The organism is Winogradskyella ludwigii (assembly GCF_013403985.1).
Lineage (GTDB): Bacteria > Bacteroidota > Bacteroidia > Flavobacteriales > Flavobacteriaceae > Winogradskyella > Winogradskyella ludwigii.
Genome location: NZ_JABFDF010000002.1, coordinates 290,668 through 305,473 on the forward strand (window position 1 = coordinate 290,668; position 14,806 = coordinate 305,473).

At 30.5% G+C, this 14,806-nt stretch carries 12 protein-coding genes and 1 pseudogene; 2 read left to right on the forward strand and 11 right to left on the reverse strand.

Going from position 1 to position 14,806, the window contains the following annotated elements:
- Nucleotides 1–17: 17 nt before the first annotated feature.
- A complete protein-coding gene (locus HM981_RS07315; protein WP_179338004.1) occupies nt 18–1,088 on the forward strand; it encodes a putative type IX sorting system protein PorV2 in 1,071 nt (356 codons plus the stop codon).
- A 12-nt stretch (nt 1,089–1,100) separates the two neighbouring features.
- Nucleotides 1,101–2,282 carry a lipoprotein N-acyltransferase Lnb domain-containing protein gene (locus HM981_RS07320; RefSeq protein ID WP_179338006.1) on the forward strand — a complete coding sequence of 394 codons (1,182 nt, stop codon included), beginning with the start codon at nt 1,101–1,103 and terminating at the stop codon, nt 2,280–2,282.
- Here HM981_RS07320 and HM981_RS07325 read toward each other — a convergent pair whose 3' ends face one another.
- The 11 genes and pseudogenes from HM981_RS07325 to HM981_RS07375 form a co-directional block, all read right to left on the reverse strand.
- The gene (locus HM981_RS07325; protein WP_179338016.1) at nt 2,283–3,677 is read right to left on the reverse strand and encodes an exopolysaccharide biosynthesis polyprenyl glycosylphosphotransferase; all 1,395 of its coding nucleotides are present in this window, start codon (nt 3,675–3,677) and stop codon (nt 2,283–2,285) included.
- Between the two features lie 56 nt (nt 3,678–3,733).
- Complete coding sequence (locus HM981_RS07330; RefSeq protein WP_179338018.1) at nt 3,734–4,744, reverse strand: glycosyltransferase family 4 protein; 1,011 nt, start codon at nt 4,742–4,744, stop codon at nt 3,734–3,736.
- Nucleotides 4,695–6,059, reverse strand: coding sequence for an O-antigen ligase family protein (locus HM981_RS07335; RefSeq protein ID WP_179338020.1), 1,365 nt, complete (start codon nt 6,057–6,059; stop codon nt 4,695–4,697). Before HM981_RS07335 ends, HM981_RS07330 begins: the two co-directional genes overlap by 50 nt.
- A gap of 62 nt (nt 6,060–6,121) precedes the next feature.
- Nucleotides 6,122–6,928, reverse strand: coding sequence for a transglutaminase domain-containing protein (locus HM981_RS07340; RefSeq protein ID WP_179338022.1), 807 nt, complete (start codon nt 6,926–6,928; stop codon nt 6,122–6,124).
- A gap of 123 nt (nt 6,929–7,051) precedes the next feature.
- Complete coding sequence (locus HM981_RS07345; RefSeq protein ID WP_179338024.1) at nt 7,052–8,179, reverse strand: glycosyltransferase; 1,128 nt, start codon at nt 8,177–8,179, stop codon at nt 7,052–7,054.
- Nucleotides 8,176–9,279 carry a glycosyltransferase family 4 protein gene (locus HM981_RS07350; RefSeq protein ID WP_179338026.1) on the reverse strand — a complete coding sequence of 368 codons (1,104 nt, stop codon included), beginning with the start codon at nt 9,277–9,279 and terminating at the stop codon, nt 8,176–8,178. The genes HM981_RS07345 and HM981_RS07350 overlap by 4 nt, the downstream gene beginning before the upstream one ends.
- Nucleotides 9,279–10,604 carry a glycosyltransferase family 2 protein gene (locus tag HM981_RS07355; protein WP_179338028.1) on the reverse strand — a complete coding sequence of 442 codons (1,326 nt, stop codon included), beginning with the start codon at nt 10,602–10,604 and terminating at the stop codon, nt 9,279–9,281. Before HM981_RS07355 ends, HM981_RS07350 begins: the two co-directional genes overlap by 1 nt.
- Nucleotides 10,604–11,680: a glycosyltransferase family 4 protein gene (locus HM981_RS07360; RefSeq protein ID WP_179338030.1), complete on the reverse strand. Its 1,077-nt coding sequence runs from the start codon at nt 11,678–11,680 to the stop codon at nt 10,604–10,606. Before HM981_RS07360 ends, HM981_RS07355 begins: the two co-directional genes overlap by 1 nt.
- A 14-nt stretch (nt 11,681–11,694) precedes the next feature.
- Nucleotides 11,695–12,339 (reverse strand): annotated as a pseudogene (locus HM981_RS07365) (FkbM family methyltransferase); the annotation flags it as partial.
- A 258-nt stretch (nt 12,340–12,597) separates the two neighbouring features.
- Nucleotides 12,598–13,653 (reverse strand): glycosyltransferase family 4 protein, encoded by a 1,056-nt coding sequence (locus HM981_RS07370; RefSeq protein WP_179338032.1) that lies wholly within the window; start codon nt 13,651–13,653, stop codon nt 12,598–12,600.
- Nucleotides 13,654–13,741: 88 nt separating this feature from the next.
- Nucleotides 13,742–14,803, reverse strand: coding sequence for an exostosin domain-containing protein (locus HM981_RS07375; protein WP_179338034.1), 1,062 nt, complete (start codon nt 14,801–14,803; stop codon nt 13,742–13,744).
- Nucleotides 14,804–14,806 lie beyond the last annotated feature (3 nt).

The window sequence follows — 14,806 nt, forward strand, 5'->3', positions numbered from 1 at the left end:
GTAAAAAAAATTTGTTGTTGAAAAATTACTTGGTAATTCTCTTAACACTTACTGGACTAATCGCTTCAGCGCAAACGACACGAAAATATTCTAATGAATTTATGAATATTGGTGTTGATGCTGCTGCTTTAGGTATGAGTAATGCTGTTGTATCGCAAACTGCCGATGTTAATTCGGGTTATTGGAATCCTGCCGGATTAGTACATCTTGAAGATAACGAGATGTCATTAATGCACTCCAGCTATTTTGCTAACATTGCCAACTATAACTACATCGCATACGCAATGCCTCTTGATAATGATAGTGCTTTAGGCATATCGCTTATACGATTTGGTGTTGATGATATTTTAGACACGACACAATTAATAGACGACCAAGGCAATATAAATTACGATCGTATAAGTACGTTTTCTACTGCAGATTATGGTTTAACCTTTTCTTTTGCTAAAAAATTACCCTTAGATGGTTTAAACTTTGGAGTTAATGCCAAAATTATTCGTCGAATTATTGGAGATTTCGCGTCTTCATGGGGTTTTGGTTTTGATGCTGGTATTCAATTTGAAGGTAAAAACAATTGGAAGTTTGGTTTAATGGCAAGAGACATTACAACGACCTATAACGCCTGGTCTATTGACGAAGAAAAGTTTGAACAAATAAGTGGAGCTGTCGATGGTGAAAACCAAGAATTACCTGAAAGCACTGAAATAACGATCCCAAAACTGCAATTTGGATTGTCTAAAAAATGGATATTCCATTATGATTATTCATTATTAGCTGCTGCAAATTTAAACATGCGTTTTGCAGAGAATAACGATATTATATCAACGTCTTTTGCAAGTATTAATCCTGCGTTAGGATTTGAATTTGGTTATACAGACTTGGTATTCTTAAGAGCTGGAGTCGGTAATTTTCAAAATGAAATACAATTGGATGATTCTGAACAAGTCTCATTTCAACCTAATTTTGGAGTTGGTTTTAAATATAAAGGTATTCAAATCGATTACGCCTTTACCGATATTGGGGATCAAAGTGCCGCCTTATATTCTAATGTGTTTTCTTTAAAAGTAGATTTTAGCATTTTTAGATAGATAACCATCCTAATGAAATTAAAACTATCCTTTTTTGTTTTCTTATTTACTATTGTTTCTGCCTTCGCTCAGCAATTTAAGCTTTCTAACAATGCTCAAATATCTGTTTTAACCGTTGGTCCTGGAAATTCTTTAAATGATGCTTTTGGTCATAACGGATTTAGAATAAAAGATAACACGTTAGGTATCGATATCGTTTACGGTTATGGAGAATACGATTTTGATGCTCCTAACTTCTATTTAAAATTTGCTCAAGGAAAGTTAAACTATCTTATTAGTAAAAACAACTTTTCAGATTTCTATAATTATTATGTCCGCTATAATCGTACTGTAGATCAACAAGTTTTAAATATTACACCTACAGAGAAACAAAAACTATTCAACTATTTAGAAAATAATTATAAGCCTGAAAACAGGCGTTATCTATACGATTTTTTCTATGATAACTGTGCAACACGAATTAGAGACGTTACCATAAGCTCCATAAATCGTGAAATTGATTTTAAGCTACCTGAAAATTTTCAACCTAAAACCTTTAGGTCTCTTATCCATGATCATGTTGGTTTGAATACATGGGGAAGTTTTGGGATTGACATTGCATTAGGTTCTGTTATTGATAGAAAAGCGACTGCTTCTGAACATATGTTTTTACCACATTATATCAATTCGTTTTTTGAAGATGCGACTTTAAATGGTACGGAACGTTTAGTAAAAAAATCAACTACATTATATCAGAAAAAAGAAACTAATAGTGCTTCAAATTTTATTTTTAGTCCACTAGCTATAATGAGCTTATTAGGAATAATCATTTTATTTATAACTTACAAAGATTATAAAAACCATACTAGAACACAATGGTTAGACATCACCCTTTTTGGAATAACAGGTCTAATTGGTCTGCTTGTTTTATTTTTATGGTTTGCGACTGATCATTCTACAACCGCTCAAAACTATAACTTACTTTGGGCTTTTCCTCTTAATATTCTTATAATAGGGCAATTAGTAAAACCCGAAGTAAAAAATTGGTTTAAGAGCTATTTGAAATTTATAATTATTATGCTCTGTCTAATGTCTATGCATTGGATAATTGGAGTACAAGTATTTGCTATTGGATTAATTCCATTGCTTATAGCACTGTTTATTAGATATATTTTTATTCTAAAATTCTTCAATCAGGATAAAAAAAGTATCTAATTACTGGCCTCTATAATATAAAATAGTGCTTAATGTTTTTATAAAAATACTAAAATCTAAGAATATGCTTCTGTGCTTAATGTAGTACAAATCGTATTGAAGTTTAGTAAGGCTATCATCTACAGAAGAACCGTATCGTGTACTAACTTGTGCCCAACCTGTTAAACCCGGATTTATGATATGTCTTGTTTCATAGTATGGAATTACACGAGCTAACTCATCTACAAAGAAAGGACGTTCTGGACGTGGTCCAATAATGCTCATTTCACCTTTAATTACATTAAAGAATTGTGGAATTTCATCTAGACGAGAACGTCTTAAAAACATACCAAATGCTGTAATTCTTGTATCATTTTTTTGAGCCCATTTTACTCCATCAGCTTCAGCATTAACAACCATAGTTCTAAGCTTAAGAATCTGAAATAGTTCACTGTTTTTTCCAACACGCTCCTGAGTATAAAACAAAGGACCTTTATTACCTATTGCATTTCCTAATAAAATTAAAGGCAATAGAAGGACACCTATTAACAAACCAATCACAGCAAAGATCATATCAAAGGCTCGCTGAAAGAACATATAAAGCTTATTTTCATTACTACGACTAAAAGGAAAATATTTATAGAACTCTTTACCAACAAATTGAATAGGCACTTTCCTTAGCAACTCTTCATAAACCTGAGTATAATCTCTTATTTTAAAACCACGCTTTAACAATAACATTAAATCGTGATATACCTCGGGAGTTATTGATTCGGTATTTAAACTTGCGACTAAAATTTCGGATATTTTTTTGTCTTTAATTGTTGCTAAAAAATCTTTAGCTTCAAATTCTGGAAGATCCTTAGGTTTTATAGTATCTGATGAAGATACGTGACTGTTAACAAAACCAACGATTTTATAATTTGGATCTGAAGTGTTTAATGATTTTATTAATTCTTCAATATTAGAAATTTCACCAACTAAAAGTACACGTTTGTAAAAGCGAGGAGATTCAATTAAATTAATATAAATGAGTCTCCATAAAAGTATAAAAATAATTATAGTTACGTAAAGATATACAATCTGCATACGCTCTACAGGAAGATATGGTGACAAAACTGGTGTTAACAGATAAAATAGAACAACTGTAGAAGCTGTAATTACAACATTTTTAAATGTAGCTTCAAGATTACTCGCTTTTTGTAAATCGTACAACTCAAAAATAGTCCCAAAAACAGTGACATATACACCTAGCAAAATTAGAGCTACGCTATTAGCAATACTGACTTCAATATATTCAAAATCGAAATAAAGACTTAGACAATAGACACCTACGAAAACCATAAGTAAGTCTAAAATTCTAAGTAGAATCTTACGTTCAGAAATTTCAAAATGAATACCTTTTTTATTCGTCATTACATGTATAAAACTGGGTGTAAATATAACAAGTCCAAATGATTATTAACATTAATTTAAGACAAAATGGAATCCCATTTTGGTTTTACTGCCGTCCATGCAAAATTTTCGCTTTTTGCACGTGCATTAGCTATCAGTTTTTCTCTGAGCTGAACATCTGATATTAGTTCCAAAATTTTACCAACCATTGCTCTAGCATCCTGAGGCTCTACCAATAAACCATCTATAGTATCCGAAATTAAAAAAGGCATACCACCGACGTTTGTAGAAACCACAGGTAATCCAAGAGCCATAGCTTCAATTACGCTCACTGGTGTGTTATCTAAATTAGTTGTATTAATAAATATGTTATATTTTTCTGAAACTGAAATCCACTCTTTTTTTGTCAATTTCCCCGTAAATTCAATCTCTAAATTTAGATCATCCGCTAACTGTTTAACGTCTTTTAAAGTACCATCAGCATCTGGACCAACCATACATAACATAGCTTCTGGATAGTGCTTTTTTACTTCATTAAATACGTGAACCGCTAGTTTAGGGTTATAGATTTTTGAAAACGAACGTACCCATAACAATTTAGGACTAGCATAAGTTTTACTCTTAAAAGGATAATCATTTATTTGAATCGTATTAGGAATATGAACAATATTATCATAGCCAAATAATTCGAATTCTTGTTTTAAATACGCTGAAGGAGAAATATTATGTACTGCTTTTTTAAAGATTAGAGCACTTAATTTTGGACTGTTTTTTAATCTTGATGGGAGATTACCTCCATGTAAAATTGGAATGTATTTTATTTTTAATAAACTACATAATTGACTAATAATAAGAGCAAAATAAAAATTCTGAGTACTGTAAGTGTCAATTAAAACTATGTCTATATTATTAGATAATGTAACACACGACCTTACCATATCTAACAACCGAATTATCTTATTGGTTTTAGAGGACGTATAATGCATTATATAGCCTTCTTTCTCTAGTAGAGCACCAAGTATTTGAATTCCAGAAATATTAGACTTGTTGTTCTTTAAGTTGTTTCCTACGTACAGGATTCTTTTCATTTTTAACATTTAATAAGGCTAAGCCGTATACAAATGCAGGCATAGCTATTCGCATAGACATATGATTTATGGTCAAAAACCAAAAAGCTAAAAAAGCATAAAAATAATAATTACTTCGGTTTCTTGATCGCATTTCTAAAGGCTTAAACACTAGAATCAAAAGAATAATCACTCCAAGCATACCATGCTCTGCTAAAGTCCTACTAAATTCACTATGTGAGGTTACCCCTTGTCCTTCTAGTTCTATTCGCTGATCTTTGGCTCGGCTTGAACCAATTCCAAAAAAAGGATTATTAATAAAACCGTCTAATTCATGTTCAAATAACTCGGCTCGTCCTGTTGATAGACTTGCTTTTTCTCTTCCTAAATGATCTTTATTCGAATAGCGTAAACTCACTAAACCTCCAGATTGATCAATACTAATCACCCAAGTGAATATCAAACTCAAACAAAATAACCCAAACATAGCAATCAATTCATTTCGTTTTCTAACACGAGACTGTCGATAATAATAAAATAAAAATATAATGATTGCCATTAGAGCTGTAATAACACCTCCACGACTCATGGTAGTAACGGCTCTAAAAGAAATTAAGCCAAGAATAATGGCATTTAAAATTTTTAATCCTAGGTTAGGTGACTTTGTAAAAAGCCTTATAGCAGTTAAAAACATACCTAAACCTAAAGCTGCAGACACTTGATTTGCTCCCCAACCACCTGATGCAGATCGATTAGATGCCGTACTGGAGAGCACCTCTTTTAAATCGGGAACATATAAATAAATATAAGCTGTATGAGCTATAATAGGCAATACCATGAAAAGAAGTATCTGAGACAACTGACTATTACTAACTCGTTTATCATAACAAAACAATGCAGACAAACCCAAACAAACAGGACCACTTAATACAAAAGCGATATTAGTTCTAAAATTAGCATCAAAACTCAAAGTCGTAGAAGCTACAAAAATAGAAGGTACTAAAAACATAAGATAAATAAAATAAGGATAGCCCTTCCCTGAAATCCCTTTATAAAATATCCCCATCAACACAAAAAGTATCACAAAGTATTTACCAGCTTCATAGGATATAGAACCTTTAGTAGTTCTAAAAAAAACCTCAGCACCAACAAAATAGGCGCAAGCCTTTAAGACTTCATAGGTTTTTTTATCATCAGTTATAGTTACTATACGGTAGATAAAATAAACAACCGCCGCAAAAAAATATAGCTTAGAAATACTTTCATTAAGATAAATCAAAATACCTAGAGCGGCATGAAAACCAACAGCGCTGATATAAGTAATATTGGTTTTCAATTTATGCAGTCAGGTTTTAAAATAAAAGAAGTCGTGTAAATAATTATAGATTAACTTTAGAGTTAAGAAAAAATAATTTTATAATTATCTAATGGAAAGCGGTAATGATAACTTTTTCTAAAAATAAACAAAACAAAGTGTGTTATAAAAACAGGAATATAAGGACGTGTATATTTTAAAAACACATCGTATGTTTTATTATTATAATTACAAATTAAAAAAGGAACTGTATCTTTATTTAAGTAATTTCTATAAACACTATCTTCTTCTAATGGTTTATTCTCATTAAACGATTTATAGTGAACTATTTTCTTATTTCGAGATAATTGAAACAATTCAATAACAGATAATGGTACTTTTTCTTCATTAAAAAAAGTAAAACCATTATAAACATCAATAAGTACCCATTTATTTAGTTCCTTACTAAATACCTCATTAAAAGAATGTCCACCATACTCTGTATTAAAAGGTGCTCTTGTAGTTCCCCATTCTCTGACTTTAATTGAATTAATAACACAAAAATTATTAAAAATCTGAGCCATATCACTACACACTCCTCCCTTTCCATCTAGCATTATTCGTAAAGCCTTTTCTGAAGGCTCACTTAATCCTGGCCCACCTTTAATATTATTCTGTAGCCAAACACTCAGTTTTTGAATTAAACTCAAATCAGATTCTGGTGTAGAATCTTTAAAGATAGATTCATTGATTTCTTTATAATAAGCAGGGATATCTTCCTTTCTGTTAGTTTTATTATAGGTACAAGCACTTACATCACTAATCTCTACATTTTTAGACAGTAATTTAAAGCGGGTAATATATAAAATTGGGTGACGTTTAAAAACCCAAAACAGTTTTTTTAAGATCATTTAGAATAGCACATTTTTTAACATCGGCTAAATGTAATTATTTTTTTTTTACTAGGCATAATAAATCAATTTTTAACCAAAATAAAAACAGCATCTTACACTATTAACTGCTAATTTCAAATTTCACATTAAATCTATTTTAATCCGCTGATTATAATACGAATATGTGAATTTTGAAATAGTTGTTTTTTCTGAATCTATCATAGTAGAATATGTTGATTCTGATAGTCCTAATAGTTTTTCAATTTTAGTTAATAAACCTTCTTTTGTAATTGAAGGCAGTAAAAATCCGTTTTGATTATCAATAACATAATTAGAAATCGAAGACACATCAGAAACAATAGGTAAACAACCATAATTCATAGCTTCAGCTATTACTTTTGGAAAACCTTCAGATGCAGATGGTAAAATAATAGCATGAGAAATCTGATAAATTTGATGAACATCTTTACGAGATAAATAGCCATGAAAGATAAAGTTCAAAGCACTATCTAATGTTTGCTCTTTATAGTAATCAACTAATTCTCCATCTCCTACTAGATGAATATCTCCTATACACGCTTGTTCTTTAGGTGAAAGTGATTTAAATGCATTTATAAGTAAACCTAATCCTTTAGCCGCTTCTAATCTCCCAACGAAACAAAAATTAATCGCTTCTTTGTTTAATTTTTTATTTTGAGTAATAAATTGTCCATGTATTATCTCTTGCTCTGTTAAACATGGGTTTTCAAATGTAAGACAGTGTTTTTTCTGATTTTCCCACCTCCCATTTATAGTAACATTTCTATTCTGTTGTTTTAGCAAATAACGTTGAAAGCTATAGGCCATCGGTGCATTCTCCTGTTTCCAATTTCCAGCATATTTAAACCATCCTTTTTTTGAACTTAAAAAAACTAAATAAGGAACAACAAAAACTCCAATTCCTGTTGGTGCCCTAAACTGAAAATAATCTGATTTATTTAAAGCTTTTTGAATCGTTCTCAATATTTGAGGCGTTTTCCATATTATAGCAAGTTTATCTACTGTCTTTGTTCCGCCAACAGCTGGCAAAGCAACAAAAGTTATAGTGTTAGACGTGTAAGCTAATGCACTTGATGGCGCAGGAATATCATGCAACATAGCCACATGAATAATTGAATCGAAAACCTCTACCAAATTATTGACCTCAGTAACAGTAGATCCTAATCCGACAATAGTACCATCTGTTTTTTTGTAATGCTCCGTATGAGATATAATAGTTAATGTACTCATGTTAACAAAGCTATATATTGTTTAATAATAGTTGTCCAATTATGATCTAAAGCCCAATTTTTTGATGCTTCATAAAAGGTTTCTTTTGATTTTAGTATGCTATCAATTGCGTTTATAAATTGACGAGTATCACCGGAATCTACCAAAATACCCGAAACATTAGGTTTAATTGCATCTTCAATACCACAATTTTTAGATCCAATAGCTGGTACACCTAATGCATTAGCCTCAAGAATTGCAATACCAAAACCTTCAACATCTCCGGTTTTACTTTCACTACTCAACATTACAAAAATAGTAGTACTACTTAATGTCTGTTTTAATTGTTCATCGTCTAAAGCTCCATGAAATGTTATATGTGAATTTACACCTAAATCTATTGCTACTTGAGTAAAATAATCTGCCTCAGTTGGAATACCTACACAATGGTAATGTAGGTCAGGATAATATTTTAGTAATTCTGGTAAATGTTTTATAACATTGAGTTGCCCTTTTCTTGAACTTACACGACCAACTGTTGTTATTACAGGATTACCTTTTAAGACTGCTGAAGTCTTCTTATCAGAATTCCATTCGTTTACACGTATACCGTTTGGAATCACCTCAACGTCTTTATTTAAATATGATATTAAACTTTTTGTATAATTAGAAACAGCAACTATATTATCCATTTTATTTAAAGAATAATCTATCGATTTTTTCAAAATAAAAGACTTAAAGTTAACTTCTGTTCCGTGAACAACAGCTATTGTTTTTGCTTTTTTAAATCTGCTTATAAAAGCCACATTCCATAGCGAGAATTTACCAGTTGCAATGACATGCGATGTCTTTGAAAAATTTTTATAGGTCACAGCAATTCTATTTAAATACATTTTAAACCGTTGCTTGTGGCGCTTTATTCGTATAACTTTAAAAGGTAATGCTTTGTCAAAAACAATTTCTTCTTCACCTATTATTGATCGTTGATCTGCAATAACGGTAATTGAATAATTGTTTTTAGATAATTCCAAGGCTAATTGATAAGCATGATTACCTATTCCTCCTGGTTGGGGTGGGAATTCTGAAGTAACAATTAATAACTGCTTGTTCTGTAAATGCATTATAAAGTTTCTATTAAAGGCCCTTTATTTATTTTCTGACTCGCTAAACTCCAAGATTTAAATACCTGATAAAATACTATAGGAAGAATAAGCAGTGTTAGAAAAGCTCCCAATATCAATAAAGGTTTATTTTTTTTAAATTGATAGGGAAATATGGATAATGGCACCATACGAAACAAAGCTAATTTTGCCGCTTTTTTCCCATAATAACGTCTAAAATAATAAATAACACTAGGTATGGGTCTTGGAGCAAAAAAACTAGAGGGTCTAAAAGCATCCCAACTTCCCATTTCGCGTAAACCTCCTGTCCCTGCTTTTACATCAATGCAAGATGCTATTGGGTTAGATACACTTTTTATACCATCAAGATAAACGCGAATACCAAACTCACCATCTCCCATACGTTGTTTTTCAAATTGTCTATCAAATAAGCCTACGCTAGTAAAAACAGTTTTATAAAGCATGGCGTTACCTGTTGCAAACTGAGATGCTAGCGCAAAATAAGATCTATCTTTAGGTATTTGTTGCCCTTCTGGATAAAAAACACCCGCCGAAACTTCTGAATCAAAAAAATCTAAACACTTTAAATGAGAACTAATCCAATTAGAAGCAATACGAACGTCGTCTTCAGAAAGAGCAATTAAATCGCCTGTTGCGTGTTTAACAGCTGTATTACGTGCTAACCAAAGTGCTTTCTCTTCTTGTCTTATAAGATTAATATCTAAATTATAATTCTTATAAAATTCTGAATTAAAAGGTTCGGATTGATCTACAACTATAACTTCAAAATTAGAATAATCTTGTGTTTCTAAATCCTTTAAAACATCGTGTAAATAGGTGTATCTATTCAATGTAGGAATAACAACACTAACTTTAGGACTTTCTTTTAGTAATGACGAATTAAAAGTATCCCAATCTTTGTAAAAAATAGGGTTAGTACCAACAGAAACTCTATTAACAGATCTCGTTTTTAACCAAGCGCGTATTTCCTTAAATGGGTTATGAAATGAAAAAACTCTTAATAATAACACATAAAAAACCCAAGCTGAATTAAAATACTTTCGGATAAAATGATAATTATCCTCAACACTAATGGTTTCAAAACGAGCATATGTAGGTGCATCTCCAACGTAGCCATTTTGCATGGCTTGCCAAGACAAATCATAGTCTGCAGCACGTTCAGATGAATATTTGGTATCTCTGCTTAATTTTGACAAGACAAATTCTGGTAGATCCTTAACTTCAGGAAAAACAGACCCCTTAGTTTTAGTAAAGCACTGAAAATAATGTGTAGGCTGTATGTATTTTAAAAAAGTGAATAGCATTAAACTTTTTTTATCGTTTTTAGAATTTTTTTAAAAATAAGGTCTTTATTGAAAGTGCTAGTATATAAATCATTAAAATAATCACTAGTCATTCCTCTTTTCTCTATATAATTATGTAAACTGTGTTTTAAATCAGTTACAGAATTAGGATCAAATGTAAAGTTTTTTAATGAAAATTGTTCTTTATCTACAAAGTCTAAAGCTCCAAACTTCGAAGATACAATGACTGGCACTCCCAAAGCTATAGCTTCTATAAAAACCAAACCAAAAGCTTCATTATAACTAGGCAGCACAACCACATCCATACTTTTGTAGAAAGCAATCATTTCCGTTACGGACAAATTCCCTAAAAATGTAACACTATCGTTAAGATCTAATTGATCTATCAATAAACTTAAGGATTCCTTATATGCACCGTCTCCTGCTAAATATAATTGTACTGGCTTTTTACTTTCCGACTTTAGCTGACATACAGCTTCTATAACGATTTGATGGTTTTTATCAGATACCAAACGTCCTGGACAACCTATTTTAAAGACTTTTTCGTTTTCTAAAAGTTTTAAGGTTTTAGAACAAGGTTTATAATCGTTAATATTAGTCCAAAAAGGTACAGCATTTGTTCGCTCTATTGGCACTTTGTAAACCGTATGCATTTCTTCTTGTAATTGTTTGGAATTAGCCAAGACTAAATGTGCCATATTTAAATACAAGGTTTTGTTTAAAACTTTAATAACACTAGGTTTAGTGTGTCCATAAGCAGAATGAAACCAAGCGATGTTATGCTTAATCCCTAAAAGTCTGCCAGCTAAAACTGCAGGATTAATATAGCTAAAATTGGAAATAACAATGTTGGGCTTTTCTTTCTTTATTAGTTTATATATTTTATAATAATTACTAAAATACCCTTCATTTTTCTCAATACGAACCGAGACTCCGTTTTGAAAAAAAGATTTATTTTTTTGTTTTAAACAGAAGTTAATAACCTCATAACCTTCTTCTTTAAGTTTTTTAGATAATTCTTGAAAAAAGTAAGAGAGTAAGCCCTTATTATGCGTGTATAGGATTAAGATTTTCAATGACTGATTGATTATTAATTTATTCTCATAAAAGGATTCAAAGCATATAGTTTTAAACGTCTATTTAAAATTAAAGGAAGCGAAGTTTCATTTTTTTCTATACAAACCCAATTTTTATTTGATTGAGCTTTATGATTATTAAAATCAACTTTAGATATTCCTAATCTATCAATTGAATAACATTCATAACCCAAAGCTGTAATATAATTACAGAACGGATTGAATTCTATTTGGCCTCTTTTTTCTAAATATCGTTTGTTCACTTCTAGAATTAATATTGGCTTATTTCTTTTTATAATTTCTTCACTTCCTTGTAAAACTTGATATTCATATCCTTCTACATCTATACAAATCATTGAAATTTTCTGATCTTTTAGGCTTTTATCTAAAGTAACGGCATCAAATTCCTGAATATTATTTTCATCGCTAGCATGGGTGATAAAACCTGAACCTGAATTATTACCTTTAGGCACATTAAAATATTTTCTTCCTGTTTCATTAGATACCAAACAATTAAAAAGTTCTAAATTAAGTAAATTATTACCAGTTTTATTAAGAATGATAGAATCCAAATTTGACTGTAAAGGTTCAAACGCAAAAACTTTAGCTTCATGTTTTTTTGCCACATCACAAAAAGATATTGTTTCTGTTCCTATATTAGCCCCTACCTCAACTCCCCCCCTTTCTTATAAGTTAATACTTCATTTGCAATTAACACATTACGCCAATCAAAATAACCATGAATACTAAATTTAAAAGCATGAAAATCTACTGTATTTCCGCTAAAATAACTCCCCGTAAAACTTTTAATCTTAAAATTCAAACTCAATTGTTCACCTTCCTCAATTGAAATTATTCTATTTCGAACCGATTGAGAAAGAATTGGCGGCAAGAATCTACATATGATTTTTGCGAACCTATACTTTTTTATCATACAATGATTTTTCTTTAAAAAATTTAATATCTCGATTAATAGCATAAGTGTTTTCAAAATAATTTAAAAACCGCTGATAGCCATTACTTGCTAATTTATTCCTAAACTTTTCATCCTCAAAAATACGACCTAGCTGTAAGGCTAAATCAACCGAGTTCCCGGTTTCAAATAATAATCCCGTTTCTTCATGCTTAATAATCTCTTTGATACCAGTATTATTTGCTCCTATAACACAAGTACTAGTACTCATTGCTTCTATTACTGTAAAACCAAAAGCTTCAGAATAACTAGGGATTACTGTACAATAAGACATTTTATAAGCTTTTAAAACCGATTCTTTGTCTTTCTCTCCTAAAAAAAATACATTCTTAGAAATATCTAATGATTCCGTAAGCTTAACGAGATCATTTAAAATATTACCTTGACCAATAATAACTAAGTTAAGATTTGGAAAACGCTCTAAAAGTTTAGAAAACGAATGTAATAAAATATCGACTCCTTTACTTGGGTGAAGTCTCCCAACATAAAGCAGGCTTTCTGTACTTGTTATTATTTTCTGTAATGAATGGCTATAGTCTTTTACAGAATTGGGAAGCACTGTTATTTTACTTTCAGGTATTCTAAAAAAAGTTATAACATCATTTTTTGTAGCATTTGAGTTTGTTATGATATCTGTAGATAATCCATAAACTAGTGACTTTCTACATACTTTATATCTTTTCTGTGCATATTGAGAGCTTAAAGTTCTTATCCATGCCACTCGAATGTTAACTCGTAATAACCACCCCACTATTAAAAACAAATTCACAAAACTAAACATTGATATCATCGTATCTGGTTTATACTGACGTATTGTTTTGTAAAGAAATCTAAAGCCTTTCCAAGTTGTTAGTCGTTTAGTTGGCCATTTTAAAATAGTTATATTCTCATTTAACTTAATATTTGTTTTACGAATCTTGCTCGTTATAACAACAACCTTATTTTCCTCAGACAATTTATTACTTAAAGCAATAAAGTAATCAGCAGTTGAATTGTTCATTAAATTATATGAAATAAAATATACCATCATTTATTATTTTACCTAACAATATATTTTCAATCAAATAAAGAATAATCGCTTTGTTTAATTACAGACATTTAAAAGTTTCAGCAGATTGAAAAAAGCCAGACAACGTTAATTTTTCTTTCCAGATTTTACGGTTTTTTTTAAATAATAACATTAAATCTTCTTCATTTAAATTTTGATGAAACTCTAATAGAATCTCATCAATGCGATGTCTATCATTATAATCAACCCAAACAACATGTTTCTTCCAATCTATCTTTTTTTCTAACGGCAAGTAACCATCTGTATCAACATAGATAGGAATTCTCCCCATCATTAATGTTTCATAAAACCGCACTGAAAAATTCCCTGCTCCCCGCACGCATAAAACATATTGAGATTCTAACATGTTTTTATAAAATGTATTAGTGGTCTTTGTTCTAGACTCCCCTTTTTTTAAACCTGCTCTATAGGCTTTACGTTTTATGAAATTACAATCAATCAATTTATTATTCTCTAATTTATTTAATAAACTAGCACGTAAATAGCTTGTGGATAACACTTTTTGCTTTTCAAAATAACTAAAACCTATCTTAGTCCTAAGATTTCTTAAATACTGCTTTAGGATTTCTTCAACTGTATTTAGAACTGATGAATTTGCTTGCCCACAAAAACCCACTACTGGTTTCGAACCATAAGTCATATTTAAATAATTTGTATTTAAATTATTCTTCATTAAATAATCATCTACAAATGGAGGGTATCCGCAATGACCCTTTTGGTAATTAGAAACATAACCACCTTGCCTAAAAACAATTAAATTATTAAAAAAAGGAGTCTTTACACCAAAATCACCAGTATTAATAGACCAAACTATTTTACCCTGTTTTCCTGCTTCAATGATAACTTTATTAGCTAAATCTAATTGATCTGTTTTTGTGTAATAATACCATGACATAGGCAAAATCACAATATCTGCATTTGACATTAAATCAGTAATTAGATAATCAACATCACTAACACCATATAAAGTTTTACGTTCTTCATCGGTAAACCTATCTCCCTTTATAAATGCCTTCAACAACGGAAATAACTCAGATCGATAAGACGGGTTATAATGATTAAATGGATAATAAATTATCATACA